The 25,610-nt window shown below is 65.8% G+C and carries 28 protein-coding genes, 1 tRNA gene and 1 other RNA gene; 3 read left to right on the forward strand and 27 right to left on the reverse strand.

Annotated elements, in window-relative coordinates:
• Positions 1-32: 32 nt before the first annotated feature.
• From WA983_RS10400 to WA983_RS10455, 12 genes are all read right to left on the reverse strand, one after another.
• Complete coding sequence (locus WA983_RS10400) at positions 33-872, reverse strand: ABC transporter ATP-binding protein (protein ID WP_424249444.1); 840 nt, start codon at positions 870-872, stop codon at positions 33-35.
• Positions 865-1,917: an ABC transporter substrate-binding protein gene (locus WA983_RS10405; RefSeq protein ID WP_424249446.1), complete on the reverse strand. Its 1,053-nt coding sequence runs from the start codon at positions 1,915-1,917 to the stop codon at positions 865-867. The genes WA983_RS10400 and WA983_RS10405 overlap by 8 nt, the downstream gene beginning before the upstream one ends.
• 149 nt (positions 1,918-2,066) lie before the next feature.
• Positions 2,067-2,675 (reverse strand): recombination mediator RecR, encoded by a 609-nt coding sequence (recR, locus tag WA983_RS10410; RefSeq protein ID WP_424249448.1) that lies wholly within the window; start codon positions 2,673-2,675, stop codon positions 2,067-2,069.
• Positions 2,676-2,716: 41 nt separating this feature from the next.
• The gene (locus tag WA983_RS10415) at positions 2,717-3,043 is read right to left on the reverse strand and encodes a YbaB/EbfC family nucleoid-associated protein (RefSeq protein ID WP_424249450.1); all 327 of its coding nucleotides are present in this window, start codon (positions 3,041-3,043) and stop codon (positions 2,717-2,719) included.
• Between the two features lie 50 nt (positions 3,044-3,093).
• On the reverse strand, positions 3,094-5,166 hold the full coding sequence (gene dnaX, locus WA983_RS10420; protein ID WP_424249451.1) for a DNA polymerase III subunit gamma/tau: 2,073 nt from the start codon (positions 5,164-5,166) through the stop codon (positions 3,094-3,096).
• 26 nt (positions 5,167-5,192) lie between these two features.
• Positions 5,193-5,290, reverse strand: an RNA gene (ffs, locus tag WA983_RS10425) — signal recognition particle sRNA small type.
• Between the two features lie 49 nt (positions 5,291-5,339).
• Positions 5,340-7,178 (reverse strand): phosphoenolpyruvate carboxykinase (GTP), encoded by a 1,839-nt coding sequence (locus WA983_RS10430; RefSeq protein WP_424249453.1) that lies wholly within the window; start codon positions 7,176-7,178, stop codon positions 5,340-5,342.
• Positions 7,179-7,270: 92 nt separating this feature from the next.
• Positions 7,271-7,894 (reverse strand): glutathione transferase, encoded by a 624-nt coding sequence (yfcF, locus tag WA983_RS10435; protein ID WP_424312004.1) that lies wholly within the window; start codon positions 7,892-7,894, stop codon positions 7,271-7,273.
• Positions 7,895-8,084: 190 nt separating this feature from the next.
• Positions 8,085-8,822, reverse strand: a complete 738-nt coding sequence (locus WA983_RS10440; RefSeq protein ID WP_424249358.1) for a glutamine amidotransferase — start codon at positions 8,820-8,822, stop codon at positions 8,085-8,087.
• A gap of 58 nt (positions 8,823-8,880) precedes the next feature.
• Positions 8,881-9,525 carry an HAD-IA family hydrolase gene (locus WA983_RS10445; RefSeq protein ID WP_424249359.1) on the reverse strand — a complete coding sequence of 215 codons (645 nt, stop codon included), beginning with the start codon at positions 9,523-9,525 and terminating at the stop codon, positions 8,881-8,883.
• Between the two features lie 89 nt (positions 9,526-9,614).
• Positions 9,615-9,699, reverse strand: a tRNA-Leu gene (locus WA983_RS10450).
• Positions 9,700-9,742: 43 nt separating this feature from the next.
• A complete protein-coding gene (locus tag WA983_RS10455; RefSeq protein WP_424249361.1) occupies positions 9,743-10,693 on the reverse strand; it encodes a GlxA family transcriptional regulator in 951 nt (316 codons plus the stop codon).
• Positions 10,694-10,979: 286 nt separating this feature from the next.
• Here WA983_RS10455 and WA983_RS10460 point away from each other — a divergent pair, with 286 nt between their 5' ends.
• Positions 10,980-12,368 carry an L-serine ammonia-lyase gene (locus tag WA983_RS10460; RefSeq protein WP_424249363.1) on the forward strand — a complete coding sequence of 463 codons (1,389 nt, stop codon included), beginning with the start codon at positions 10,980-10,982 and terminating at the stop codon, positions 12,366-12,368.
• Positions 12,369-12,428: 60 nt separating this feature from the next.
• On the opposite strand, the gene WA983_RS10465 is transcribed toward WA983_RS10460, so the two are convergent.
• Complete coding sequence (locus WA983_RS10465) at positions 12,429-12,764, reverse strand: STAS domain-containing protein (protein WP_424249365.1); 336 nt, start codon at positions 12,762-12,764, stop codon at positions 12,429-12,431.
• A gap of 225 nt (positions 12,765-12,989) precedes the next feature.
• Between WA983_RS10465 and WA983_RS10470 the strand changes: the two genes are divergently transcribed.
• Positions 12,990-13,568, forward strand: coding sequence for a hypothetical protein (locus tag WA983_RS10470; protein WP_424249367.1), 579 nt, complete (start codon positions 12,990-12,992; stop codon positions 13,566-13,568).
• Between the two features lie 190 nt (positions 13,569-13,758).
• Positions 13,759-14,349: an RNA polymerase sigma factor gene (locus WA983_RS10475; RefSeq protein ID WP_424249369.1), complete on the forward strand. Its 591-nt coding sequence runs from the start codon at positions 13,759-13,761 to the stop codon at positions 14,347-14,349.
• Positions 14,350-14,410: 61 nt separating this feature from the next.
• Here the strand turns inward: WA983_RS10475 and sctC are convergent, their stop codons facing one another.
• From sctC to sctI, 14 genes are read right to left on the reverse strand one after another with little or no spacing between them, the layout of a single operon-like run.
• Positions 14,411-16,303, reverse strand: coding sequence for a type III secretion system outer membrane ring subunit SctC (gene sctC / locus WA983_RS10480; protein ID WP_424249388.1), 1,893 nt, complete (start codon positions 16,301-16,303; stop codon positions 14,411-14,413).
• Between the two features lie 41 nt (positions 16,304-16,344).
• Complete coding sequence (locus tag WA983_RS10485) at positions 16,345-16,743, reverse strand: CesT family type III secretion system chaperone (protein WP_424249371.1); 399 nt, start codon at positions 16,741-16,743, stop codon at positions 16,345-16,347.
• A 4-nt stretch (positions 16,744-16,747) separates the two neighbouring features.
• Entirely contained in the window at positions 16,748-17,800 is a 1,053-nt protein-coding gene (gene sctU, locus WA983_RS10490) for a type III secretion system export apparatus subunit SctU (protein ID WP_424249373.1), read from the reverse strand.
• A complete protein-coding gene (gene sctT / locus WA983_RS10495) occupies positions 17,797-18,597 on the reverse strand; it encodes a type III secretion system export apparatus subunit SctT (protein ID WP_424249375.1) in 801 nt (266 codons plus the stop codon). The genes sctU and sctT overlap by 4 nt, the downstream gene beginning before the upstream one ends.
• 13 nt (positions 18,598-18,610) lie before the next feature.
• Positions 18,611-18,877: a type III secretion system export apparatus subunit SctS gene (gene sctS / locus WA983_RS10500; protein WP_424249376.1), complete on the reverse strand. Its 267-nt coding sequence runs from the start codon at positions 18,875-18,877 to the stop codon at positions 18,611-18,613.
• Between the two features lie 7 nt (positions 18,878-18,884).
• Positions 18,885-19,565 (reverse strand): type III secretion system export apparatus subunit SctR, encoded by a 681-nt coding sequence (sctR, locus tag WA983_RS10505; RefSeq protein ID WP_424249378.1) that lies wholly within the window; start codon positions 19,563-19,565, stop codon positions 18,885-18,887.
• The gene (sctQ, locus tag WA983_RS10510) at positions 19,555-20,637 is read right to left on the reverse strand and encodes a type III secretion system cytoplasmic ring protein SctQ (protein ID WP_424312005.1); all 1,083 of its coding nucleotides are present in this window, start codon (positions 20,635-20,637) and stop codon (positions 19,555-19,557) included. The genes sctR and sctQ overlap by 11 nt, the downstream gene beginning before the upstream one ends.
• Positions 20,638-20,650: 13 nt before the next feature.
• On the reverse strand, positions 20,651-21,229 hold the full coding sequence (locus WA983_RS10515) for a type III secretion HpaP family protein (protein WP_424249381.1): 579 nt from the start codon (positions 21,227-21,229) through the stop codon (positions 20,651-20,653).
• Positions 21,226-21,732, reverse strand: a complete 507-nt coding sequence (locus WA983_RS10520) for a type III secretion protein (protein ID WP_424249382.1) — start codon at positions 21,730-21,732, stop codon at positions 21,226-21,228. The genes WA983_RS10515 and WA983_RS10520 overlap by 4 nt, the downstream gene beginning before the upstream one ends.
• Positions 21,729-23,066, reverse strand: coding sequence for a type III secretion system ATPase SctN (gene sctN / locus WA983_RS10525; protein ID WP_424249384.1), 1,338 nt, complete (start codon positions 23,064-23,066; stop codon positions 21,729-21,731). The genes WA983_RS10520 and sctN overlap by 4 nt, the downstream gene beginning before the upstream one ends.
• A 13-nt stretch (positions 23,067-23,079) precedes the next feature.
• Positions 23,080-23,718, reverse strand: a complete 639-nt coding sequence (locus tag WA983_RS10530; RefSeq protein WP_424249386.1) for an HrpE/YscL family type III secretion apparatus protein — start codon at positions 23,716-23,718, stop codon at positions 23,080-23,082.
• A complete protein-coding gene (locus WA983_RS10535; RefSeq protein ID WP_424312006.1) occupies positions 23,688-24,326 on the reverse strand; it encodes a SctK family type III secretion system sorting platform protein in 639 nt (212 codons plus the stop codon). The genes WA983_RS10530 and WA983_RS10535 overlap by 31 nt, the downstream gene beginning before the upstream one ends.
• The gene (gene sctJ / locus WA983_RS10540; RefSeq protein WP_424251855.1) at positions 24,323-25,159 is read right to left on the reverse strand and encodes a type III secretion system inner membrane ring lipoprotein SctJ; all 837 of its coding nucleotides are present in this window, start codon (positions 25,157-25,159) and stop codon (positions 24,323-24,325) included. The genes WA983_RS10535 and sctJ overlap by 4 nt, the downstream gene beginning before the upstream one ends.
• Before the next feature lie 17 nt (positions 25,160-25,176).
• Positions 25,177-25,602 carry a type III secretion system inner rod subunit SctI gene (gene sctI, locus WA983_RS10545; RefSeq protein ID WP_424251799.1) on the reverse strand — a complete coding sequence of 142 codons (426 nt, stop codon included), beginning with the start codon at positions 25,600-25,602 and terminating at the stop codon, positions 25,177-25,179.
• Positions 25,603-25,610: the final 8 nt, after the last annotated feature.

Below are 25,610 nucleotides of genomic sequence, written 5' to 3' on the forward strand. Positions count from 1 at the left end.
GCTCGGGTCGACAGGGATTCGCGGGCCGGCCATCAGGCGCGCCGTTGCCGTTCGTAGCCCTTCAGGACTTCGTCGCGCAGCACCGCCCAGATGGCCTGGTGCAGTTCGACGAAGCGGGGCTGCATGCGGACTTCGGCCACGTCGCGCGGGCGCGGAATGTCGATGACGAATTCCCCGATCGGGCGGGTCTCGGGGCCGGCCGACAGCACCACCACGCGGTCGCTCATGGCGATGGCCTCGTCCAGGTCGTGGGTGATGAACAGCACGGCCTTGCGCCGGGCCATCCACAGATCCAGGACCTCGTTTTCCATCAGTTGGCGGGTCTGAATGTCCAGCGCCGAGAACGGCTCGTCCATCAGGATGAGGTCGGGATCACGGATCAGCGTCTGGGCCAGCATGACGCGCTTGCGCATGCCGCCCGACATCTGGTGCGGATAGCGGTTCTCGAAACCTCCCAGGCCGACCCGGCGCAGCCATTCGCGGCTGCGTTCGGCGGTTTCGGCGGCGGACACCCCCGCAAACTCCAGACCGGCGGACACGTTGGCCTGGGCGTTGCGCCAGGGCATCAGGGCCTCGCCCTGGAACATGTAGCCCGCCCGCGCATTGACACCATGCAGCGCCTGGCCGAACACCTGGACCGCGCCGGACGTGGGGCGCAGCAAACCGGCCGCCATGTTCAGCAGCGTGGATTTGCCGCAGCCCGTGGGGCCGACGACCGAGACGAATTCACCGGGCGCCACCGTCAGGGTGGCGTCGCGCATGGCCGTGTACGGCGTGCCGTCAGGCGAAGTGAAGGTGCAGGTGACCCGATCCAGCCGCAGGGCGGGCGCATCCACCCCGCCCTCGACCGGGTGCGTGCGCCGATCAGGCATGGGGGTAGGTCTGGTTGGCCTTGGCGGCGAACTGGTTGGTCCAGATGCGGGAAACGTCGATCGCCGTGCGGTCGAAGTTCGGCACGAATTCGGCCAGCGCGTTGAGCGCCGTCTTCGGGCCGTCCTCCGGCACCAGGCCATCGGGCGACAGGCCTTCGCGGTTGCCCTTGAGCGCCAGCTTGTACAAATCCGGGTCGCCCAGCAGATAGGATTCCGGCACCAGTTTGGCGATGTCATCCACGGACGAGGCCTGGATCCACTTGTCGGCCCGCACCATGGCGTTGGCCAACGCCTGCGTGGTATTGGGATTCGCATCGATGAAGGCCTGGGCCGTGTACAGGCAGCCCGACGGCATGTTGCCACCGAATATCTTCTGCGCGTCGTTCAGCGCGCGGGTGTCGGCGATGATGTGGATGGCGTCTTCCTTGACCAGGGTGCTGATCACGGGGTCCAGATTGGCGATGGCGTCGATCTGACCGGAACGCAGGGCCGTGACCGCCCCGGCACCCGCGCCCACACCGATGAAGGACACGTCGGTGGGCTTGAGCCCGTGCTGCGCCAGAAAGAAGCTGACCATCATATTGGTCGAGGACCCCGGCGCCGTGACGCCGACCTTCTTGCCCTTCAGGTCGGCGGGCGACTGATAGCCGGCCATGGTTTTCCTGGACACGCCCAGCACGATCATGGGCGCCCGGCCCTGCAGGACGAAGCAGCGGTAGAACTGGCCCTTGGCCTGCAGATTGATGGTGTGCTCGAAGGCGCCGGAGACCACGTCGGCGCTGCCGCCCACCACGGCCTGCAAGGCCTTTGATCCGCCGGCAAAATCAGCGATGGTGACGTCCAGGCCTTCTGCCTTGAAGTAGCCCTTCAGGTGCGCGACCGACAGCGGCAGGTAGTAGATCAGCGGCTGACCGCCGACGGCGATGGTCAGGGCCTTCTTTTCGAGCGGGGCGGCCAGGTTCTGCGCGAAGGACAGTCCGGGCACCGCGCCCAGCAGTCCTGCAGCACCTGCGGTCTTGAGCAGTTCACGACGTGAAATCGACATGATGGCTTGTCTCCTGGTAGTGATGCGACGTCTCTGCGCTTGAAGATTCGATGATAACGCAGTGAGGCATCCGGACCTGTGCAGACCGTGCGCTGAAGACGGGACAACGAAATCTCTGGATCCCGGTCCGGCGGACGGCCCCATGCCGCTCAGTTGGGCCGGCGTTCCATCAGGGCCCAGGCGATCGTGCCGGCGTCGACGTATTCCAGTTCACTGCCGCTGGGCACGCCGCGTGCCAGCCGGGTGACCTTGACGCCGCACTCGCGCAGCATCTCGGCCAGGTAGTAGGCCGTGGTCTCGCCCTCGGCGGTGAAATTGGTGGCCAGGATGACCTCGCGGACCTGCCCGTCCCGGACCCGGTCGCGCAAAGGGGCGAACCGGACCTGATCCGGCCCGACACCCTCCAACGGCGCCAACCGGCCCATCAGCACGTAGTACAGGCCCTGGTAGCCGTGGCTGGCCTCGATCATGTTCTGGTCGGCCGGCGTCTCGACGACGCACAGCACGGACGGATCGCGATCCGGGTTCTCGCAGGTGGCGCACAGCGGCGTCTGGGAAAAGGAGTTGCAGCGCTCGCAGTGGCACAGCCCGCCGACCGCATCGCGCAGTGCATCGCCCAGGCGCAACGCGCCGTCCGGATCGTGCTGCAGCAAGTGATACGCCATGCGCCGGGCGGTACGCACGCCCACGCCGGGCAGCCCCCGCAACGCATCGATCAGGGCACGCAGCGGTTCCGGTTCGGGCAGGCCGGTGGCCATTTCAGGACAGCCGATTCATGTCGGGCGGATCGGCGACCGTCTCAGAACGGCAGCTTCATGCCCGGCGGCAGGGACAGGCCGGCCGTCACGGCGGACATCTTTTCCTGGGAGGTGGCTTCGGCCTTGCGCTGGGCATCATTGAAAGCCGCCGCGACCAGATCCTCGATCATGTCGCGATCGTCGTCGAACAGCGACGGATCGATGGTCACGCGCTTGACGTCGTACTTGCAGCTCATGGTGACCTTGACCAGGCCGCCGCCCGCAGCACCCTCGACCATCAGGTCGGCCAGAGCGTCCTGGGCCTTCTTCATGTTTTCCTGCATCTGCTGGGCCTGGCGCATCAGCCCGGCGATCTGACCTTTCATCATGGCAGTGTCCTGATTCGGTAGGGATATTCAGTGGATTTTCAAACGTGGGACTATACCGCAGGCGGGCGGACCGAGCCCGGCACCACGCGGGCGGCAAAGCGCTGCGCCAGCGCCAGAACCAGTTCGTCCTGCTCGACCGCCTGCTCGGCGGCCTGCTGGCGCCGGCCGCGTTCGGCCTGATCGACGGCATGGGCGGTATCGTCGCCGGTCGCGCCGTACTCGACATCGAGGCGCAGCACGCGGCCGAAGTATTCGGACAGCACCGTGCGCAACCGGTCATGGCCGCCACCGTCCGCATAGGTGTGGATCGCCACCCGCAGGCGGATTCGATGCTCGTCGCCGGACAGCCATTCGCTGTTCATCGCCAGCGCCCGGGCGGCGCCGCCGACCGGCAGGCCGGCAGCCACCACCGGCCAGTTCTGGGCCGTCATCCGGCCGGGCTCGGGGGTTTCGGGCGCCGGCACGGACGGTCTGGCGGACAGACCGGCGATGGCTCCGGACGCGTCCACATCCATCCCCAGATCGTCCAGGGAGACAGCGGCGTCGAAGGACTCGACCAGGTCATCAGGCAGATCGTCCGGAACGGCGTCGGTCCAGTCGTCCGAGGCGGACGCAGCCTCGTCGGGAGGCACGGGCGGCGCCGGATCAGGGTCCGGGATCGGATCGGGATGCGGTGCCGGGTCCGGTTCGGGCGTGGGGACCGGCGGTCGGGGAGACGCGGCAACCGGCGCAGCGACCGCAGGCACGGGTGCCGCGACGGCCTGGACCGGTTCGGACGCAGCTGGACTTGCAACCGGAGCATCCTCAGGCGCGGATTCCCAGGCAGGCGGTTCGATGGACGGGAGGGCCTCGGCCCGGACCGGGGCCCGAGCGGCAGGTGCAGGCACGGCGGCGGGCGGTTCGACCGGCACGGACGGTCTGGCGGCTTCGGCCACCGGCTGCGCCGCCACCACGGGCAACGCGGCTGCAGTCGCTGCAGTCGAGCGCGGCGCATCCGCCTGGGCGACCGGCGGCGACCCCATCGCCACGGGCGGCACGCGACCTTCCGGCAGCAGGGCCAGCATGCGCAGGCAGGCCATGACGAAGCCCGCCTGTTCGTCGGGCGCCAGGGCCAGTTCATGGCGGCTGTGCACCGCCACGGCGTAGAACAACTGCACGTCGTCCGGCGTCAGAGCACCCGCCAGGGCGGTGATGTCTTCGGCCAGGGGGTCGTCAGCCTGAGCATGGCCCAGGCGCTGGGCGATGGCCACCCGTGACAGCAGCACGGCCAGGTCCCCCAGCGCCGCCTGGAACGACAGGCCGCGCGCAGCCAGATCGTCGGCCACGGCCAGGATGCCGGGCGCGTCGGCGGCCGCCAGGGCCTGCAGCAGATGCAGCAGATGGCTCTGGTCCAGCGTGCCCAGCATTTCGCCTACGGCGGCGGCCGTCAGGTCGCCCGCCGAAAAGGAGATGGCCTGGTCCGTCAGGGACAAGGCATCGCGCATCGAACCGGCTGCCGCCTGGGCGAGCAGGCGCAGCCCCTGAGGGTCCGCCGGCACGGATTCCTGCGCCAGGATGTCCTGCAGGTGATCGACGATGGCGGGCACCGTCATCTGTTTCAGATTGAATTGCAGACAGCGCGACAGCACCGTGACCGGTATTTTTTGCGGGTCGGTGGTCGCGAGGATGAATTTGACGTGCTCGGGCGGTTCTTCGAGCGTCTTCAGCATGGCGTTGAACGCATGCCCGGTCAGCATGTGGACTTCGTCGATCATGTAGACCTTGAAGCGGCCGGACGACGGCGCATAGACCGCCTGTTCCAGCAACTGGGTCATTTCGTCGACGCCCCGGTTCGAGGCGGCGTCGAGCTCGATGTAGTCCACGTAACGGCCCGCATCGATCTCGGTGCAGGCCTGGCAATGGCCGCAAGGCGTGGCGGTGATGCCTTGGGCGCAATTCAGGGATTTGGCCAGGATGCGCGACAAGGTGGTCTTGCCCACGCCGCGCGTGCCGGTGAACAGCCAGGCATGATGCAGGCGGCCGGACGACAGCGCATGGGTCAGGGCCCGCACCACGTGATCCTGTCCAATCAGCGTATCGAAGGAACGGGGGCGCCATTTGCGCGCCAAGACGAGATAGCTCATAGAGGCCGCCCTGGAGGGGGAAAAGGAAAGGCGAGCCTGACTTCGGCACTGGTTCCGCGCGGCTGTGGCTGCTTCGTTCCCGACCTGACCAGGTTCACCGCCGAACCATGCGAAGGGGCCCGCCTCTGGAATTCTAACAGGGTTTCGGCGCCGTCCGTCCGGACCGGACGGAATCAGCCCAGATCGGCCGACAACTGAGCCCAGCGGCTGCGCAGAGGTGCGGGCAGACGGGGACCCAGGCGGTCGAAAAACGCCTGATGCTCGGCCAGTTCGTCGCGCCAGGCCCGGGAATCGACGCGGGTCAGGCGCTCGAAGCGGGCCGGCTCGAAGTCCAGGCCATCCCAGCACAGTTCCTGGAAGCGCGGCGTCCGGCCCAGGGGCGTCTCCTGGCCCGGGACGCGGTCCTCGATCCGATCCAGCATCCACTTCAGCACGCGCATGTTCTCGCCGAAACCCGGCCAGACGAAACGGCCTTCGTCATCGGTCTGGAACCAGTTCACCGCGAAGAAACGGGGCAGGACACCCCCCTGGGCCTGCAACTGTTGCCCCAGTTCCAGCCAATGGGCGAAATAGTCGCCCATGTTATATCCGCAGAAAGGCAGCATGGCGAAAGGATCACGGCGCACCACGCCCTGTGCGCCCATGGCCGCCGCCGTGGTCTGAGAACCCAGCGTGGCGGCCAGATAGACTCCCTCGGTCCAGGTACGCGCCTCGGTCACCAGCGGCACGGTGTCGATGCGGCGCCCTCCTACCAGGAAGGCATCGATCGTCACGCCGTCCGGATGATCCCAGTCCGGATCAATGGCGGGATTCTGCACGGCCGAGACGGTGAAGCGGGCATTGGGATGGGCCGCCTTGCGGCCGCAATCGGGCGTCCAGTCGCGGCCCTGCCAGTCGAGGCAGTGCGCGGGGGCGGGCCCCATGCCTTCCCACCAGACGTCGCCATCGTCGGTCAGGGCAACATTGGTGAAGATCACGCGCTCCCGGAGCGAGGCCATGCAGTTGTAGTTGGTCTTCTCGTTGGTGCCCGGCGCCACACCGAAATATCCGGCTTCCGGGTTGATGGCATGCAGCCGGCCATCGGGACCGGGACGCAGCCAGGCGATGTCGTCGCCAATCGTGGTGATCTTCCAGTCCGACAGCGCAGCCGGCGGGATCATCATGGCGAAGTTCGTCTTGCCGCACGCCGAAGGAAAGGCGGCCGCGATGTGCATCTTGCGGCCCTCGGGCGAAGTGACGCCGAGAATCAGCATGTGCTCGGCCAGCCAGCCCTGGTCGCGGCCCATGTTCGAGGCGATGCGCAGGGCCAGGCATTTCTTGCCCAGCAGGGCGTTGCCGCCATAGCCCGAGCCGTAGGACCAGATCTCCCGCGACTCGGGAAAATGGACGATGTACTTGGTTTCATTGCAGGGCCAGGGGACATCGGCCTCGCCCGGCTGCAAAGGCTTGCCCACGGTATGCATGCAGGGCACGTAGCTGCCCGTCTCGCCCAGCACGTCGTATACCTCGCGGCCCATGCGGGTCATGATGCGCATGCTGACCACGACATAGGGCGAATCGGTCAGCTCGATGCCGATCTGCGCCAGGGGCGAACCCAGCGGACCCATCGAAAACGGCACGACGTACAGAGTCCGTCCCCGCATGCAGCCCTGGAACAGGGTCCGAAGCGTGGCGCGCATCTCGCCGGGCGGAGCCCAATTGTTGGTCGGACCGGCATCCTCCTGGTGCTCGGCGCAGATGAACGTGCGGTCCTCGACCCGCGCCACGTCCCCCGGATCGGACCAGGCCAGATAGGAGTCGGGCCGTTTTTCAGGGTTCAGCCGCCGCAGGGTGCCCGCTTCGACCATGACCTGGCAGAGCCGGTCGTATTCCTGCTGCGACCCATCGCACCAGACGATCCGGTCGGGCCGGGTCAGCGCCGCCATGGCGCCCACCCAGTCTTTCAGCGCAGCATGCCGGACCCAGGCCGGAGCGTGGGCGTCGAGGGGGGCGGACGGATGCGGGGCATTCATGCGTGTCTCCTGATTTAATTAAGATATTAGTGACGGCGAGTATATTTCATCATCGCCCAGGATATCCCACGTTTCATGGAACTGCCGGCGGCTCATCGCGGCAGCATCACCCAGCGCTGGACCGAGGGCCGGTGCCATTGGCGATCGGCATATTCCGCCAGCCGCCGGGGGACGGGATCGCCACACAGTACCAGGCGATTGAGCATGAACGCCAGTTCAAAGTCGGCGATGCTCCAGGCCCCGAACAGGGCATCCGCGCCTTCGGGCAGCAGGCGATCGGCGGCGGCCAGCAGTTTGCCGGTCGCCTGCTGCGCCGCCTCGGACAGGGGCGCGAGCGGCGGCGGGCGGCGGAACAGGTTTTCCGATGAACGTTCCTGACGGATCGGCATCAGGTCGCTGCGCAGCCAGGCCTGGATCTGGCGTGCCCGCGCACGCTGCAGCGCAGTGGACGGATAGAGCGCAGAACCGGGAAAAGTCTCGTCCACGTACTCCGTGATCGCGGAGGATTCGGTCAAGGCGAACGACCCATGCACCAGCATGGGGACCTTGCCCGTCAGGGACAGGGAGACGTAGCCGGCCTCGCGCTGGGCGCCCCGGTCCAGATCGACCGGCGACAACTCGAAGGACACGCCCTTTTCCTCCAGGGCCACGAAGGCCGACATCGCATACGGGCTGATGAAATGTGCGTCGGTGTACAGGGTCAGTGGATTCGACATGCCGGGGCCTCCTTTTGCCGCGAGCCCGGCCCGATGCATCCTCATCGGACCGCTGGACACATCTTAATCCCGCTCCATGTCCCCTGCCGAAATCGCCGCCCTCGAGATCACGAGCCGGACGAGCAACGCGTGCAGGAACTGGCCGGCGCCAGCGCGCAAAAATGGGAATTCACCGATTGAGGGCGCGTTTTTACCCGGCACGCGTCCCGGCGGGAAGCACAGTCCGTACAAACTGCCTGAGCAGTGCCAGCGCCACCGGGGTTTCACACAGGCCGGCCAGAATCGCTTCGGGATCGAGACCCTCGGCGCGCAAGGCGTCCGCGCGTCCGCGCACGATGGAGGCCGAGATGGCCGGTGTGAATTCAGGGTGAAACTGGGTTGAAATGGTGTGCGGCCCGTAGCGCACGATCTGATGAGCGTCATGCGCCGAGCGCGCCAGTACCTGGGCGCCCGGCGGCAGCGCCAGCACGGTCTGCCGATGCGACAAGGGCGCCATGAAGCGGGCAGGCAGCACATCGGCCAGCGGATCGGACGACATGCCGGGCAGACATTCGATTTCCTGACAACCGAGTTCGATGCCGCCGGGGTGATAGCCGACCTGGCCGCCCAGGGCATCTGCCATCAACTGATGGCCGTAGCAGACGCCAAAGAGCGGCATGTCGATGCGCATCGCCTGACGGATCCAGTCGGCCGTGGCTTCGCTCCAGTCCAGCCGGTCCGTGACCATGGCCCAGGACCCCGTGATGATCGCCGCCCGGTGCTCGCCCGGCGCTGGCAGGGGTTCACCCTCGAACACCCGCACCACCTGCAGTGCATCGCCATCGGGGCCGAGCGCCCGGCGAAACCACACGGGCACGTCGCCTTCACGGGCACGGACGTCATCGGGCGGGGAACCGACCTGGATCAGAAGCAAGGGTTGAGCGGTCATGGGAATCGACTGGATCAGTGAATGCCGGACCTCAGCATAGTCCGGCGGATGATGATGATCAAACCGGGCTGTCGATGAGATCGTGCAGTTCGGCCAACTCCTGGATCACTCGGACACGGTGGCCGACAGCCGCCTGCGTCGCTTCGCTGAGCCGGTAGCCGATCACCTCGACGCCGGCGGCCAGACCGGCCTGCACGCCGGCCAGACTGTCTTCGACCAGCATGCACCGGCTCGGGGACAAGCCCATCAGCGAAGCCGCGTGCAGAATCAGGTCCGGGTCCGGCTTCCAGGAACCGACTTCATAGGCGCTGACCACGCGTTCCTCGAAATACGGCAGCAGGCCCGTCGTCCCGAGGCAGGATTCGATCTTTTCCCTGGGACCGTTCGACGCCACGCATTTGTCGATGGTGATGGCCGCCACCACCTCCAACGCCCCGTTCATCGGCTTCAATTCCCGCGCGAAGAGCGCGGTGCTGCGCCGCCGGAATTCGGGGATGAACATGTCGGCATCCATGACCGGGTAGTCACGCAGCAAAGCGTCCGCAAACACGGCGAATTGGCATCCACGAAACCGCTCGAGCGCCTCGTCCGCCGACAGGTCCGCACCCGCGTCCTGCAGGATCTGACTGACGGCCCGCGCCGAAAGGATCTCGCTATCCACCAGCGTGCCGTCACTGTCAAAAATGATGCCGTCGATTCTCATGGGGGTCTGCCTGGCTCCGTAAGGTCACAGGCTGATTGTACCGAGCATGTCCCTGCATGGCCTGCGCGCGGCAATGGGGTAGAGCCTAGTGGTGCCCGAGGCCGGAATCGAACCGGCACGCCTTGCGGCGGGGGATTTTGAGTCCCCTGCGTCTACCAATTTCACCACTCGGGCAGAGTCGGCGCGATAGAGCATCGCGCCGGAAAGAGGATCGTCATTATACGGTGTTTTCGGCCTCTGTTCGCCGCCAGGCGCCGGGGGCCATGCCGTGCGCGGCACGAAAGGCCCGTCCCATGTGGGCGGCGTCGGCGAAGCCGCAGTCCGAGGCAATGGCGGCGATGGTCTTGTCGGTGTGGCGCAGCATCCAGGCTGCCTGACGGACGCGCACGGTGCGGGCGTAGGCTTGCGGCGTGGTGTCCAGGTGCTGGCGGAACAGGCGCTGCAACTGGCGGGGCGACAAGCCCAGGCGATCGGCCAGGTCGGGCAGGCTTGGAATCTGACCCGCATACTGCTCGATCACCAGGGTGGCACGGCGCAGGGCCGACGGGCTGTCGGCCGGGACGCCGGGCGGCGGGGGCTGGATCTGGCCACCCTGCCCTGCGGCCGCGTCGATCTGCAGGCCGCGCAAGGCGCGGCGGACGTCGGCCTCCGGCAGATGACGGCGCAGGATACGCACGGCGACGTCGGTCACGGCGGCCCCGCCGACGCAGGTGATGCGGCGCCGGTCGAACAGCGAAGGGCGGTCGGTGACGATCCGCTCCGGCGCGATGGCGGGAAAGCGATCGGTGAAATCCCGGTACTGGTCGCCGCCGACGCACAGCCGATAGCCGGTCAGCACGCCGGCCCGGGCCAGTGCGTGGACGGCATTGCACAAACCGACCAGATGGCGGCCGCCCCGGGCCGCCTGGCGCAGCCAGGCCGACAACACCGGCCCGGCCTCGGCCATCGGAGCGAACGGGCCACCGACGACGACCACATAGTCGAACCGCAAGGGATCACCCAGCAGATCGGTGGGCACGACCTGGATGCCGCTGGCCGACCGCACGGGAATCAGGGTCTCGGCGACGACCTCCCAGGCACAGGGGCCGGGCGTGCCGGTCTGGGCGTCCAGCAAGCCCAGCAGGTCGGCGAACGCGGCGAAGGCGCCCATGGTGAACTGCGGCAGCAAGACGAACCCGATCCGAACGGATATGTCGTTTTTGTTCATTAAATTAGATTTATCGTCGCTTTTGTTCTATTCAAGCAAAGCATCGCCAAGAAGTGAGCGTTCAAAATACCATGCTGACACCAGAATAGATGATTTAATTCCTGCTTGATGTCGTTTTCGTTCAATCCAGAATCTGCCAAATCACTAGAATCGATAAAAAAGCCCTCGAGCGTCCACGAAACCGTCCCACATGGGGTCAGCCGGACGCCGGGGCGCCACACTTCACAAGGCGCACAGGAGGATCATCATGGCGCTGTCGGTCTTCGACATTTTCAAAATCGGCATCGGGCCTTCCAGTTCGCACACGGTGGGGCCAATGCGCGCTGCACGAAATTTCGCGCGCAATCTGGACGCCCGCGGGTTGCTGTCCCAGGTGGCCGGCCTGAACATCCAGCTCTACGGCTCCCTGGCGGAAACAGGGGCGGGCCACCGCACCGACATGGGCATCATGCTGGGTCTGATGGGCGAAGCCCCGGACACGGTCGATCCCGCCGCAATCAACGGCCTGATCGAAACCGTGACACGCGATCACCGTTTGACGCTGTGGCGCAGCCACACGATCGATTTCGATCCCAAGTTCGCCTTTTCCGGACGGGTCAAGCCGATGCCGGAACACCCCAACGGCATGCGCTTCACCGCTGCGAACGCGACGGGCGAGACGCTGCTGGACGAACGCTATGTGTCGATCGGTGGCGGCTTCATCCGCGCCCTGGACAGCATCGAGACCGACGAGACCGTGCCCGAGCACGCACCGATGCCCTACCCCTTTGCCACCGGAGCCGAGCTGATGGAGGCCTGTCAGCGGCACGGCCTGACGATCGCCCAGTTGATGATGGCGAACGAATCCACGCTGCGGTCGCCCGAAGAGGTCCGCGCCGGCGTGCTGCGCATCGCCCAGGTGATGGACGAGGCCATCGACCGGGGCTGCGGCCTGCAGGGCGCATTCACCGACGAGATCCTGCCCGGCGGTCTGAAGGTCCGCCGCCGTGCCCCGGCGCTGTACACCCAACTGAAAAACAGCCCGAAACGCGAAGACGACGTGATGTTCGCCATGGACTGGGTGAACCTGTACGCCATGGCCGTGAACGAGGAAAACGCCGCCAGCGGCCGGGTGGTGACGGCGCCGACCAATGGCGCCTCGGGCCTGCTGCCCGCCGTGCTGCGCTTCTACCGCGCCTTCATCCCCGACTGGTCGGAAGACGGCGTGGTGGACTTCCTGCTGACGGCGGCGGCGATCGGTTTTCTGTACAAAGAAAATGCCTCGATCTCGGGCGCCGAGGTCGGCTGCCAGGGCGAGGTGGGCGTGGCCTGTTCCATGGCGGCTGCCGGGCTGACAGCCGTCCAGGGCGGCACGGTCGCCCAGGTCGAGAACGCGGCGGAAATCGGCATGGAGCACAATCTGGGCCTGACCTGCGACCCGGTGGGCGGCCTGGTGCAGATCCCCTGCATCGAACGCAACGCGATGGGTGGCAACAAGGCGATCAATGCCTCGCGTCTGGCGCTGCACGGCAACGGCAAGCACCACGTTTCGTTGGACACGGTCATCGAGACCATGCGCCAGACCGGTGCCGACATGCAATCGAAATACAAGGAAACGTCACGCGGCGGTCTGGCCGTGAACGTGGTGGAATGCTGAACAATCAGCCCTGAAAAGGCCCGCACACCGATCCAGGCCGGCGGACGGGCCTGAGACCCGTCACTCCAGGGCGGCGACGGCCTCTGCGCGTGTTGCGCTGACCTTCAGGATGGACAGGAATCCGCTGATCTCGAAGACCTCGCGCACATTGGGCTGGATGTCGCACAGGATCAGCGCGCCGCCCGATTGCTTGAGCTTTTTCGCCAGCAGCAGCACGACCCGCAGGCCGGCGCTGGAAATATAGTCCAGGCGAGCCAGATCGAGTACGATGCGCTGCTCGCCTTTGTCGACCTGCGCCATCAGGTCGGCCTCGAAGGCGGCGGCATTGGCGCTGTTGACCAAGCCTTCGGGTTGGAAAATAAGCGCGGTCCCGGACTTTTCGATGGCAAAGGGCATGGCTGATTGGAAAGGACGAGAAAACCAGTCCTTATCATACGCGAAACAACCGTTCGATGGCGCGCCGCACTGGCCGGGACGGTTTCGCCGGGGCGCAAGTAAAATTTGGAAAGATCAGGGTACAGCACGGGCGGAACCTTTCCGATATCCTGGTTACCAAGTCTGCGGTGCCGGTTTTTGTCTAGCATGTGGTCCGACACCCCGTCCGTCCAACATGTCTTCCTTATGAACATCAACCAATCCACTTCCCCTCCCTCGCTGGGAAGCCCGAGCCTGGAGCACTTCGAAGCCGCAGCACTCGGCTCCGAGGCTGTCTATATTTCCGTCTCGGGGCAATCCATGCAGGTGCTGGGTACCGGCACGACGCCCAGCGGGCGCAGCGTCGCCTGGGTCGCCCCCGATGTCGACACGACCCGCCTGTTCACCGAGGCCCTCGCACACAGCTATGGCATCGGCATCACTCAGGTCGTCGCCCGAGAACTGGGGCTGGAACCCAGCCCGGGCAAGCCTTTGTCTTCGCGCGCGGTGTCACAGGCGCTGGACATGGCGCAGACATCAAGCCAGGCGCTGTCGGGTGTGGACTTCGTGACCCGGCTGGACCATTCCGCCAGCGCCCGGGGCGCCGGCTTCCTGACCGCCTGCCGTGCGCTGGCCATCGACCCTTCCTCCCTGAGCCCGCAACGCCTCCAGGAGATCGACGGGGCCATGCAGCTGCACTTCGATCAGGCGGTCGCCCAAGGTCAAAGCCCGGTTGCTGCCGAGACGGCCCAAGGCTGGATGCGCGACCTGCTGCGGCAAGACTGAAGCGCCGGCAGAGCCTCCAGCGGCTTGCGGTATCAGCATGTTTCAAGAACGCCTGTATCCGGTGTTCTAGGGGTAAATCCAGCGATTACCCCCACTGCGTTCAGTGTTATAAACATGCTTACCTTTGTTGCTAAGCTTCACGACATGCTCCCATCGCTTCAGCAATTGCGTTGGCTGCTGAGTCTCTCTCATGAGCTCCTCTCTCGATCCTGATGACGCCCTGGCGCCATCCGCCTCTCCAACGGCTCCAGTTGATCCTGCTGAAGAAAGACTCTTCCGCGACCTGGTCCAGGAGCATAGCGCCCGCCTGCAGCGCTTCATCATCCGGCATATCGGAAACACCAGCGAAGCCGAAGACCTCGCCCAGCAGGCTTTCACCGAAGCCGCCCGCTCCTACCGGACCTTCCGCGGCGAGTCGCAACTGTCGACCTGGCTGTACGGCATCGCGCTGAACCTGATCCGCAATCATCTGTCCCGGGCGCCGGAACGCCGCTACGACTTTGTCGGAGACGACGGCCTTGCCGACCTGGCCTCCGAATCGGTCACGCCCGAGCAAGCCGCCGAACAATCCCAATCCATGCGCCTGCTGCAGGAATCGCTGGACGAACTCCCCGAAAGCATGCGCAGCATCCTGCTGCTGGTCGGGCTGGACAATCTGTCCTACGAAGAAGCGGCCGCTCTGTTGTCGGTTCCCATCGGCACAGTCCGCAGCCGCTTGTCGCGGGCACGCACCGCGCTGCGCGACAGGCTCCAGAAAAAGGGCTTGCCGCTGAACTTCTAGCAGCCCGCCGCACGGCATCCGGTAGGCGGGCCGCCGGACGCCTGTCCACGGCCCCGCCGCTTTATCGAACCGGCTGCAACTCCACATGCACGGCCGTGCCGGCCACGGCGGCGGCGCCCCCGCGCGGCATGTCGGCATCCCCTAACACTTTGGATTCGACATACGCGGATCCGGCCCGCACGGGCCCGGACACCGCCGCCTCGCGCACGGCTTCGAAGCGCACGCGCGTCTGCTGCCCCTGAATCAGGTCGAGATACTCGCCTGCGCTCATGGGTTTGCCATTATCGGGCCAGGTAGCGCTCAGGGCGGGGCCGGTGTCGCCGGACTGCAGGCGTGGCGGAACCACGGGATGGCCCTCGATCGACACCACGCGCGGCCGCAGCAGGAACAAGCGTTCGCGGCGCTGCATGGTCTTGCTCTTGCTGGAGAACAGCGCGCCCAGCAAGGGAATATCGCCCAGGCCTGGCACCTTGTCGACCTGCTGGCTGTCCTGGCTGCTGTTATAGCCGCCGACCAGCAGGGTCTGGCCATCGTTCACGATGGCCAGCGTGCTGATGCTGCTTTTGCGCACTGTCGGCAGCGAGCCGATCCTGCGCTCATCCTGGATGCGGCCGTCCTCGATGTCCACCGTGAGCTCGACCCGGCGCCGGTCGCTGCTGCCTTCGATGTAGCGCGGCGTCACGCGCAGCGACGTGCCCACCGTGATGGGCGTGACCGTGGCCACGCGCTCGCCCGTGGTCTGGATATAGAACGTATCCGACAGGTCGATGAGAGCACCCATGTTGTCGGCCGTCAGGATGGACGGCTGCGACAGGATATTGGCCGCTCCCTTGGTTTCCAGCGCATGCAGGCGCGCCGCCAACACGTTGGTGATGGACAGCCCCAGGGTGCCCGGCGACAGCGAGGCGCCGCTATCCAGCGGCAGCCCGTTGCTGGGACTGAGGCCGAAATCGCTGTAGCCGAAAGTCGCATTCCCGGCCTTGGCCCCCCAGGTGACGCCCAGTTCGCTGACATTGTCGGAGTTCACGTCGACGATCATCGCCTCGATCTCGATCAGAGTGCTGGGCACGTCGAGCTGCTCGATGAGCTGCCGGTAGATAGGGATGCGATCAGGAATGTCTTGCACGATGATGGCATTCAGGCGGGGGTCCGCCTGCACCGTCGGCTCACGGAACCGCAATCCCGAAGCGCGACGCCGGGATTCCGACGCCGTCGAGCCGCTTCCGGCAGGCGCGGGCGGGGCGCCATCCGCCCCCCCGTCCGGCCCGGCGAACACCGGCGGATTCTCGCGCAGCGGCGCGGCCACTGCGGTCAGGGTTTCATTGTTGGCGCCGGAGCCCGAGCCCAGGATCAGATTGCGCAGGACTGTCGCCAAGCCCGGCGTCACAACGCTTTCCGAGCGGTAGCTGACGGTGCGGTCATTGACCGAAGCGTGTTTCAGACGGAACACCGCCACCTGCTGCCCGCCTGCCCCCAGCGGCAACGCCGCCACCATTTTCTGCACCAGTTTGACATAGGCGGGCGGACCGGAGACCAGAGCGATCCCCTGATCGGCCAGTTCCCCCCAGCCGAAGCGGGGATCGAGCACGCCCAGTTCCATCAAGGCATCACGCAGCGCCGTGATCGAACTGCCCATGGCGCTGATGGAGCGCGTCACCATGGCGCTGGAGGGGCTGACGAACAAAGTGCCCGAATAGACGAACCAGTTGAAACCGTACACACCGCCCAGCCGGTCCATGAACTCGGTCGGCGTCGCTGCATTGAACCGGCCGTTGACCGTACCCGCGACTCCGGGGGCCAGTTCCAGAGCCAGACTGAAGCCGCCGGCGAACTGCCGCAGCACGCTCTGCAGGCTTTCATTCTCGGCGTAATAGCTGTAAGCGGCCAGCGGCCAGTTCGGCGCTGCCCGTGCGGTCGTGCCCACCAGACACAAGGCCAGCGCGCAGGCCGGCATCCAACGTTTCAACAAAGCAACTCCTGTATATCGTGTGATCATCATGCCGCTCGCCGCACCGCACTCGTCCAGAACGCCAAGGCATTGGCGAAATCACCCACGGCCTCATCCATTCCGACGGCATCCATATCGGGACGCACCATCTGCTGCAGCCACACGGCGTCTTCGTCCGGATCGACCACGCAGGCCGAAGGATGATTGCTCAGCATGCCGGCGGCCTGCCGGCCGATTTCGGCAAAGAGTCGTTCGCGCTCCAGGCTGCCTGGCGGCAAGGCGCACAACCGCGCGCTGATCGCCAGCCAGCCGTTGCGCGCCCCCAGCAGGTGCACACGATACTTGTCGTCGATCCGGATCGTGAGGCGGCCATCGGCGCGCACGCCGTCTGCAATACCATGGCGGGCGGCGTAGTCCGCGATCAGGGGGTGGGATGGGACGGTCATCGTTCTACTCCGGTGATTCCGCCGCCAGCTTGCGCACCAGGCGCAGCACTTCAGCGACGGGTTCGATGAGTTCGCTCGGGATGTATTGATCCAGTTGGGCATCGGCCATCAGGGCCCGCGCCAGGGGAATGTTCTGCATGACAGGCACGCCGGCCTCGCGCGCGGCGCGCATCATTTCCATCGCAAGCGCGCCCTCGCCCTTGGCCAGCACCACGGGCAACGGCGTTTCGTCCTCGTCGTAGTAAAGGGCGATCGCCAGGTGCGTCGGGTTGGTTACCACCACCGTGGCCTTGCGCGTGCTCTGGACGGCGCCCTGCATGACCATTTCCTGGTGCAGGTGCTTGCGCTTGCCCTTGATGTGGGGATCGCCTTCCATTTCCTTGTATTCTTGCTTGATCTCTTCCTTGCTCATCATCAGTTGCTTGCGGTGCTGCATGCGCTGCCAGACGAAATCAGCCAGGGAAATGATGACGTAGGCGACCGCCACATTGACGATCAGCGTGCGCAGCATGCCGCCCACCCCGGTCTGCAGACCGGCCAAACCGCTGTGCGGCACCGACATCAGTTGCGGCAACGCATCGCGCACCACCAGCGTGACCAGGATCGAGAGAAAGGCGATCTTGAACGCCGACTTGAGGAACTCGACCAGGTTCTTCTTGGAAAAAATGTTCTTGAGATTAGACGCGGGATTCAGCTTCTGGCCTGAGGGAATCAGTTTCTTGAAGGCCAGCACGATGCCGACCTGCAGGAATTCGCTGAACATGCCGATACCCAGCACAATCAGGAAGAAAGGCAGCAGCAACAGCAAAGCTTCGCGCAAGGTGGCATCCAGCGCAGTCTTGAGGGCGATGTCGAAGGGCATGCCCGTCAGACCCGCCGGCACCAGCAGGATCCGGCCCAACGATTCGATCAGGCCCGTGGCGTTGCCCAGCATATAACCGAAGAGGGCCAGGATCAGCAAGGTCTGCGTGAAGTCCTTGCTATGCGCGACGTCGCCCTTTTCGCGGGATTCCCGCAGCCGCTTGGCGCTTGGCTGTTCAGTCTTTTCTCCGCTCATGGAAGCCTCCATTGTTCGTCGAGGAAAGGCAGGATACCCGGAATGCCGCGCACCGTATCGCCGGCATACTCGAACAGCGGGCTCATGTACAGCACCAGCACCAGCAATGCCAGGGCGCTCTTGATGGGCATGGCCAGGAAGAACACCTGCAACTGCGGCGCGAAACGGCTGACCAGGGCCAGGCCCAGTTCAGCCAGGAACATCGCCACGATGGCCGGCGCGGCAAACAGCAGCACCATGCGCATGAAACGGCTGAGTTGATCCAGCATCAGCGGGATGCTGCTGGCGCGCAGCGTCGGCGACCAGGAATACAGGTCCCAGAGCCGGAAACTGTCGTAGAGCAGCGACAGCATCAGCGTGAAGCCGCCGCCCACCAGGAAAAACACCAGGAACGCCTGATTGAACAGAATGCCCAGGGGCGAAGAATCGTTGCCCGTGGCGGGGTTGATGACGGCACCCAGGCTGGCGCCGCGCTGGTTGTCGACGACGAAGCCCACCGCCTCAAAGATCCAGAAGGGAATCGCCACCATGAAGCCCATTACCAGGCCGATGAAGACTTCCTTGGCGATCAGCAGCAGCAGGCCCACCGTGCCCAGGTCCACTTCCGCATAGCGCGGCATTACCATGGGAACCAGCACCAGCCCCAAGCCGGCGCAGATGCCGTAACGCAGCAGCCCCGGCAACAACTGCCGGTTGAACAGGGGCAACATGCTGCACATGGCCAGGAGCCGGGGCTGCGTCAGCGCCCAGGATCCCAGGAATACATTGAGTTCAGCATAGGCCGCGCCGGTGAGCATCTCTCGTCCGTCCTCAGCGTATCTTGTGGAACAGGTCAAACACGGCCACAGCGTAGTTGTAAAGCTCGCCGCTGACCCAGCGCGCCGTGAGCAGCAGGGTGATGAACACGGCGATCAGCTTGATCGCGAAGGACAGCGTCTGCTCCTGGATCTGCGTCAGCGCCTGGAACAGCGAGAACAGCGTCCCCACGATGGCTGCCACGGCGATCGGCGGCAGCGACAGCCACAGGGTCAGGTACAGCGCCTGGGTCATGTAGGAGACGATATCGACGGTTCCCATGCGCGCCTCAGGAGTAGGACAGGACCAGGCCCTGGATCAGCCGCGTCCAGCCATCGATCATGACGAACAGGAAAAGCTTGAGCGGCATGGAGATCGTCACCGGGGACACCATCATCATGCCCATCGCCAACAGAATGTTGGACACGATCAGATCGATGATGACGAAGGGCAGGTAGAGCAGGAAACCGATCTGGAACGCGGCCGTGAGCTCGGAGACCAGGAATGCCGGGATCAGCACGATCATGTCGTCCTGGCGCAGTTCACGCGCCTGGGCCTCGCCCCACAGATGGCGAGCGGTGCGCACGAAGAAATCCCGCTGCTCGGGCCGGCTGTTCTTCAGCATGAAGCCGCGCAGCGGCTCGATGCCGCGCGACACGGCATCGAGCATGGCGCCCACAGGATCGTTGCGGGATTCGGCGGCGGCGGACTGGCTGGTCGGCGCACTCACCGCGCGCAGTTCCTGCCCGACCTGCATCACCACCGGCCCCATGACGTAGACCGACAGGATCACAGCCAGGCCGTAGAGCGCCATATTGGGCGGCACCTGCTGCACGCCCAAGGCATTGCGCACCAACGCGAACACCACGGCCAGTTTCAGGAAAGACGTGGTCATCACGGCAGCCAGCGGCAGCAGCGCCAGCAGCGCCAGCGCAATGGCCAGACTGACGGGATCGAAATTACCGCTCATGGGATTTCTGGCCCAATGTGCCGACCCGCACGCCGATTTTGCCGTCCACATCGACCAGATCACCGGTGCCGATCAGCGCGCCGTTGGCGCGGATCATGACCGGACCATCGGCGAGCGGCCGCTGCAGATTGAATAGGGCGCCCGGCTGCAACTGGCGTAATTCGGCCAGCGACAGGACCCGATCACCGAGGTCGAAGGTCAGCCTCACCGGCACGGCGTCGATATCCAGCGGTTCGGCGGGCGGAGTGTCTTCGGCGGATGGAACAGTCTGAGTCATGAGGGAGGTCCAGCCTTGGGTCACGAGATAAGAAGAATGTTCGGCGCGCACGCGCACGCCCTGGCCTTGCGGAATGCCCAGCCACAGCTCGCCTTCGGGGCCGACCAGATACTGATCCAGCAGGACGACGTCGCCCGCGCCCAGGGCGCGCAGGTCGGAGGTCGGCAGATCGGCACACCCGATCTCGGCGCGCAGGCGCACCGGCAGAGTTGATTCGTCGCATGCGTCCGATCCACCCGGAGGCACCCGGCTGAGCAGGCCGGCCAGCAGCATCAGGCCCAGGTCGTCGGCCTCCAGCACCGCCAGCCCTGTTTCGCCGCGCGCCTCGGCACGGGCTGCCAGGGTCCAGGCATGAGGCGGCACCCCTTCGCGAGGCTCGGCCAGCACGCGTACCGGACCGCCCGGCGAAGCCGGCGACAGCGCCGCTGCGGCCTCGGCCAGGAGGGTCTCCAGGGCAGCGGCCCGCAGCACCTCGGGCAGTTCTCCGGCCCCCAGGTCCGGCAGCCGGGCATCAACCCAGGCCGAAAGCGTGGCCGGCGGCAGGCTCAGGCGCAGGGCGGCGCCCGCCCATTCCAGGTCAGCCCGATAAGAAGCCGCCTGGCGCAAGGCGTCCGGCGCGCCCGGTGCCAGGCTCAGGCGCCAGGCGCCGGGCACTGCATCGACGCCATCGGGCGCCGGCAGTTCGACCCGCAGATCCGCCCCATGGATCGCTACCATGGTCAGCGCCTGGGCCTGGTTGGCCGTCAAGCGCGGCAGGTCAACGTTCCGGTGTGGCAAGGCGTTCATCGAATCCATGAAACCATCTTCATCATGTGGCCGCAGCCGCCTCCAACAGGCAAGGGTCTTCGGGGTCGTCGGTACTGACCCGCACCAGCACGGAGCGAGTGAGCGATTGGGCAAGTTCTTCGGCCAGCGCCTGCGCGCAGCGGTTCAGGGTTTCGCGCGAAGGCTCACTGGCGCAAACGAACGCGGCCACCAGCCTGCCCTCTTCCTCGTAAACGGACAGGGTCACGCCCGGCAGCACCTCGGCCTTCAGGTCCAGACGCACCTCGCGCCGGCCGCTGCTGCCATCGCCCACCAGCATGCGGTCGGCCGCCTCCCCCAGCGCCTGCGCCAGGCCGTCAGGGGCGGCGGCCGGCTCCGGTTGGCCTGGGGGCGTCAGGGCGCCGGGAAACAAGGAGAACGGCTTGGGGGTCCCAGCCCGCGAGTCGGCGGTTTCCGCCGCGGGCATGCAGGTTTCGCCCTCTTGCGTCAGGGCCTGCTCGAAGGCGCGCCGATCCGCATCGGACGCCTCGCGGCGCGATGCGCCGGCGCCCTGCTGCCCCAGGTCCGGCATGCTCGAGTCCAGGCCGATGTTCAGATCGATGCGGCGTTCAGTTATGTTCATGCGGGCTCATAGTCATCATGCTGCAGCCAGTCTTCGTGGTCGCGCGTCACGGATGCCGCCTCTTCCATTTCCAGGTCTTCCTTGCGCTCCAGCTCGCGCAACTCCTCAGCCGCGTGCAGGCTGGCCAACTGGACGAATTTCTCGACCATGCGCGAGGCCTCGCGATGCACCTCGCGATACTGGGCCAACTGCTCCGCCTCGCGGCGCGCCTGATCCCCGGCCTCTTCGAGGCGGGTTTCGTGATCGTGCTCGCCTTCGCGCAGGCCAGCGACGTCTTCCAGGACGTCCTCGATTTCACTTGCACGCACTAAGCGGCTGCACAGGTCCCGGTACATGTCCAGTTCCCTTTGCAACGACCACCGCCGGTATTCCTCAAGCTGCTCCAGCGCCTGACCCTTCAGCCTTTCGGCTTCGGCCAGCGTCTGGCGCTGCCGCATCACGGCCAACTCCGCCTGACCCTCGCGAAAGCGCTTGATGGCCATCAATTCGCGGAATACGTTCATGTGACAGGCCCTTCGATGATCGCCTTCATGGCTTCGATCGCGTCATGCAAGGTTGAATGCTCGTCGGTCTTCTGCCGCAAAAAACGGTTGATGGCGTCGATCTTGTCGATGGCCTCGTCCGTTACGGCATCCCCGCCGCGCTTGTACTCGCCGATCTTGACCAGCAGTTCGACCTCCTGGTACTTGGCCATCAGCTCGCGCACGCGCCCGGCGAACCGCTTGTGCTCGTCCGTCACCACGGCGTTCATGACCCGGCTGGCCGAAGACAGCACATCAATGGCGGGATAATGGTTGGAGGCACCCAGCTTGCGCGACAGCACAATATGCCCGTCCAGGATGGAACGCGTCTCGTCGGCAATGGGCTCGGTCATGTCGTCGCCCTCGACCAGCACAGTATAGAGGGCTGTGATGGAGCCGTGCTCGTTCATGCCGACCCGCTCCATGAGCTTGGGCAGGGTCGCGAATACGGACGGCGGGTAGCCCCGGCGCGTCGGCGGCTCGCCCGCCGCCAGGCCGATCTCGCGCTGCGCACGCGCGAAACGGGTGACCGAATCCATCAGGAACAACACCCGTTTGCCCTGATCGCGGAAATACTCGGCGATGGCCGTGGCGACGTAGGATGCTTTGGCACGCTCCATCGAGGACTTGTCGCTGGTGGCGCACACGATGACACTCTTGCGCCGCCCCTCAGGGCCCAACTCATGCTCCAGAAACTCGCGCACTTCGCGGCCCCGCTCGCCGATCAATGCCACCACGGTCACATCCACGTCGGCGCCCTTGACCAGCATGCCCATCAGCGTGGATTTACCGCCGCCGGCCGCCGCGAAAATCCCCATGCGCTGGCCTTCGCCACAGGTCAGCATGCCGTCCAACGCCCGCACGCCGAGCTCCAACGGCCTGTCGATGATGCGACGCTTGAGTGGATCGGGCGCTTCGGCGAAGACCGGGTAGAACTTGCTGGCCTCCAGCGGGCCGCGCTCGGCCACGTCGAGGGGCCGGCCCAACCCGTCGAGCACCCGGCCCAGCAGCCCTGCTCCCACGGGCACCATGTGCGCCCGCCCAGTGGGAATGACCTCGGTCGCGGAAGAAATGCCGTACATGTCTCCCAGCGGGGTCAGCAAAGCGGCGTCCCGGGCGAAGCCCACGACTTCGCCCTTCATCTCGAAATCTTCGCCCGGATTGCGCAGGATGCAGACTTCGCCGATTTTCACCATCGGGACGACGGCCTTGATGATGGTGCCGATGACCTGAGTCACCCGCCCCTTGATCCGCAAGGTCGGCGTGTCGTGCAGCGCCATTTCCATCATTTCGGTGATGTAGTCGAACTGACGCATGGCCTGGCCCGCCCTAAACCCGGCTGCCCAGCGTGCGCTGGAACGCACCCTGCAAGGCTGCGATCTGACCCTCCAGGCTGGCCTCGACCATGCCGATCTCGCTTTCTAGAATGCAGGCGCCCGGCGTCAGCCGCGCATCGGCCAGCAAATCCAGGTAACCGACTCCGGGGTAGGCGGCCAGGATGTCGTTGATACGCGCCCGCACGATTTCGACTTCGTCCGGATGCAGCCGCAGAGTCATGTGTTTCTGGTTGCGCACCACGGCCAGCACATTGCGCACCACGATCATGATTTTTTCGCGATCGTCGAATCCATCGATGACCTTGCGTACAGCCGACATGACCAGATCGACCATTTCGTTTTCCACGCCGGCGAAGTAATCGACCGTGCGGCCGACAGTCTCGATCATCTTCTCGGCCTGGTCGAGCAGGGCCTCCTGCTTGCCGTCCTCGTAGCCGCGGCGGCGTTCGGCCTCGAAGGCTTCCTGGGCCCCCGCCAGGATGGCGTCGGCCTGCGCACGCGCCTCGTCGATGAGCGCCTGGGCCTGGATCAGCGCAGCATAATCGGCCGCGCGCAGCACCCGGGCCGCCGGATCCGGGACTGCCGCCAGGGGGCGCGGGTTCAGCGCATTGCGAGAAATGAGGAATGCCATGTCGGTTCGATGGTTTCGAGAACAGCCAAAGTCAGGTCCGGAGGCACCCGGACGTCTTCCGGCTCACCGGTTTCGGGATCATCTTCCAGCTTGAGGTCGGCGCGCAAGCCGAGTTCCGGCCCCGCCGCCTGGAAAACGGCGCGCAGAGCCGTGCGGCCGATCCGGTCCACCCGTGCCGCCAGCGTGGCCACCGGCCCGAGGTCTTGATCCGCTGGCAGAGACCACGGGCCGGTCTCGGCGCGACGGGCGAAATCCAGCGCGTCGACGCCCAGCGCCGCCGCCAGTTCGCGCACCTCGTCGCCGGCGATGGTCCGGCGCAGGCAAGGCGCACAGCACACGGCGCCCAGATGGCGGGCGAGCCGGGCCAGCCGGTCCGGCGGCAGCAGGGCCAGTGCCAGCTCGGGGCGCGCGGCATCGATCACGGGACGATCCCGCAAACTCAGCCGGCGCAGGATGGCCGCTGACCAGTGCCGATGCCAGGCGGGTGAGCATACCGCCGGCACGGGCCGGGATGGTGCGCCAAAAGCCTCGTGCCGGCTGGGGTGAAGCGTGAGGCTGGGCAACAGATTGAACTCCAGCAGCCGCGCGCTGAACAAGACGGCGTTCATTCGGCACCTTCGTGCGCCGACGGACGGACTGACGGTTCGGCCCGCTCACGAAGCGCACTGCCCGGGAGCGTCCAGCCCCCGCGCCACAGCAGGTAGCTCAGGCCGCCCGCCAGGCTCAGAACCAACAGGATCAGCACACCCAGCATCAGCCCCAGGCCGCCGGCGGAACTCTGAGCGACCTGGAGTCCCAGCACCGAGACCTGGACGGGCATTTCATACGCCGCCCCTGCGTCAGGCTGGGCGGATACCAGGGTAATGGAGACCCGGTCTTCCGTCAGGCCTGGAATGGCGTGCGTGACCAACTGGCGAATCTGCGGCCGGAGCGCATCGAAGGAGTAGCCCACCTGGTGCTTGATGAAGACGGCCGCCGTCGAAGGCGTGGCGGACTCGCCGATCTCGCCGCGTTCGGGCAGCACCACATGCACGCGCGCGGCAAGCACGCCGTCCATTTGCGACAGTGTATTGGTCAATTCCTGAGACAGCGCATAAATGTACCGGACGCGCTCCTCGAGCGGCGAGGACACCAGGCCCTCTTTGCGGAAGATCTGGCCCATACCGTCGAAGCGCTCGCGCGGCAGGCCCTGCTTGCGCAGGATATCGAGGGCGCGGGCCACCTGGGTGCCATCCACCGAAATGGCCGCGCCTTCCTTGCCGATGGTTTTCTCGGCCCGGATGCCGGCATCGAGCAGAACCGACAGCAACTCGTTGGCCTCACCCTCGCTGGCGGCGGAATACAGTGTGACGTTGGAGCCGCAAGCCGCCAGGGCTGCCAGGACCAGAGCAGCAAGCACCAGCCGCAACGAGCGGATGAAAGCAGGTGCCGGAAACAGCATCGAAAGAGGAAAAACCATCAAGACATCCTGACAAGCGTATCGATATTCTGCGTGGAGCGCGACACTGCCTTGCCCACCAGTTCGTACTGCACCGAAACCTGCATCAGCTCGGTCTGCAGGCGCAACATGTCGCTGATCGCCGGCTGCGCGCCCATGCCGTCCAGGCTGTGTGCGACGCCTCTCCACTTATCCGAAAATTCGGTCGCCACGCCCCTCAGGCCCGAAAGGATCTGGCCGCCCAACGTGGGCGCAGCATCCGGCGGCGTGGCGGCGAAGGCCGATTGCAGCGCCGCCGACACGCCGTTCAGCGAGGGCTCCTGGGGCGCATTCATCAGGGCGTTGAAACGCTCAGTCGCCAGGCCGGTCGGCTCGGCGCGAGCCACAGTGCCGGCTGTGGGCAGTGCCTGGGCACCCAGCGCAGCGGTCAGGGCAGCGATTTCCATGATCAGAC

It is taken from the genome of Castellaniella sp. (genome assembly GCF_049650445.1).
Lineage (GTDB): Bacteria > Pseudomonadota > Gammaproteobacteria > Burkholderiales > Burkholderiaceae_B > Castellaniella.

Excerpts from the sequence above, each read along its gene's own strand:
- WA983_RS10400 (WP_424249444.1), bottom strand. The coding sequence starts at position 872 with ATGCCTGATCGGCGCACGCACCCGGTCGAGGGCGGGGTGGATGCGCCC.
- WA983_RS10405 (WP_424249446.1), bottom strand. The coding sequence starts at position 1,917 with ATGTCGATTTCACGTCGTGAACTGCTCAAGACCGCAGGTGCTGCAGGA.
- recR (WP_424249448.1), bottom strand. The coding sequence starts at position 2,675 with ATGGCCACCGGCCTGCCCGAACCGGAACCGCTGCGTGCCCTGATCGAT.
- WA983_RS10415 (WP_424249450.1), bottom strand. The coding sequence starts at position 3,043 with ATGATGAAAGGTCAGATCGCCGGGCTGATGCGCCAGGCCCAGCAGATG.
- dnaX (WP_424249451.1), bottom strand. The coding sequence starts at position 5,166 with ATGAGCTATCTCGTCTTGGCGCGCAAATGGCGCCCCCGTTCCTTCGAT.
- WA983_RS10430 (WP_424249453.1), bottom strand. The coding sequence starts at position 7,178 with ATGAATGCCCCGCATCCGTCCGCCCCCCTCGACGCCCACGCTCCGGCC.
- yfcF (WP_424312004.1), bottom strand. The coding sequence starts at position 7,894 with ATGTCGAATCCACTGACCCTGTACACCGACGCACATTTCATCAGCCCG.
- WA983_RS10440 (WP_424249358.1), bottom strand. The coding sequence starts at position 8,822 with ATGACCGCTCAACCCTTGCTTCTGATCCAGGTCGGTTCCCCGCCCGAT.
- WA983_RS10445 (WP_424249359.1), bottom strand. The coding sequence starts at position 9,525 with ATGAGAATCGACGGCATCATTTTTGACAGTGACGGCACGCTGGTGGAT.
- WA983_RS10460 (WP_424249363.1), top strand. The coding sequence starts at position 10,980 with ATGGCGCTGTCGGTCTTCGACATTTTCAAAATCGGCATCGGGCCTTCC.
- WA983_RS10465 (WP_424249365.1), bottom strand. The coding sequence starts at position 12,764 with ATGCCCTTTGCCATCGAAAAGTCCGGGACCGCGCTTATTTTCCAACCC.
- WA983_RS10470 (WP_424249367.1), top strand. The coding sequence starts at position 12,990 with ATGAACATCAACCAATCCACTTCCCCTCCCTCGCTGGGAAGCCCGAGC.
- WA983_RS10475 (WP_424249369.1), top strand. The coding sequence starts at position 13,759 with ATGAGCTCCTCTCTCGATCCTGATGACGCCCTGGCGCCATCCGCCTCT.
- sctC (WP_424249388.1), bottom strand. The coding sequence starts at position 16,303 with ATGCCGGCCTGCGCGCTGGCCTTGTGTCTGGTGGGCACGACCGCACGG.
- WA983_RS10485 (WP_424249371.1), bottom strand. The coding sequence starts at position 16,743 with ATGACCGTCCCATCCCACCCCCTGATCGCGGACTACGCCGCCCGCCAT.
- sctU (WP_424249373.1), bottom strand. The coding sequence starts at position 17,800 with ATGAGCGGAGAAAAGACTGAACAGCCAAGCGCCAAGCGGCTGCGGGAA.
- sctT (WP_424249375.1), bottom strand. The coding sequence starts at position 18,597 with ATGCTCACCGGCGCGGCCTATGCTGAACTCAATGTATTCCTGGGATCC.
- sctS (WP_424249376.1), bottom strand. The coding sequence starts at position 18,877 with ATGGGAACCGTCGATATCGTCTCCTACATGACCCAGGCGCTGTACCTG.
- sctR (WP_424249378.1), bottom strand. The coding sequence starts at position 19,565 with ATGAGCGGTAATTTCGATCCCGTCAGTCTGGCCATTGCGCTGGCGCTG.
- sctQ (WP_424312005.1), bottom strand. The coding sequence starts at position 20,637 with ATGGATTCGATGAACGCCTTGCCACACCGGAACGTTGACCTGCCGCGC.
- WA983_RS10515 (WP_424249381.1), bottom strand. The coding sequence starts at position 21,229 with ATGAACATAACTGAACGCCGCATCGATCTGAACATCGGCCTGGACTCG.
- WA983_RS10520 (WP_424249382.1), bottom strand. The coding sequence starts at position 21,732 with ATGAACGTATTCCGCGAATTGATGGCCATCAAGCGCTTTCGCGAGGGT.
- sctN (WP_424249384.1), bottom strand. The coding sequence starts at position 23,066 with ATGCGTCAGTTCGACTACATCACCGAAATGATGGAAATGGCGCTGCAC.
- WA983_RS10530 (WP_424249386.1), bottom strand. The coding sequence starts at position 23,718 with ATGGCATTCCTCATTTCTCGCAATGCGCTGAACCCGCGCCCCCTGGCG.
- WA983_RS10535 (WP_424312006.1), bottom strand. The coding sequence starts at position 24,326 with ATGAACGCCGTCTTGTTCAGCGCGCGGCTGCTGGAGTTCAATCTGTTG.
- sctJ (WP_424251855.1), bottom strand. The coding sequence starts at position 25,159 with ATGCTGTTTCCGGCACCTGCTTTCATCCGCTCGTTGCGGCTGGTGCTT.
- sctI (WP_424251799.1), bottom strand. The coding sequence starts at position 25,602 with ATGGAAATCGCTGCCCTGACCGCTGCGCTGGGTGCCCAGGCACTGCCC.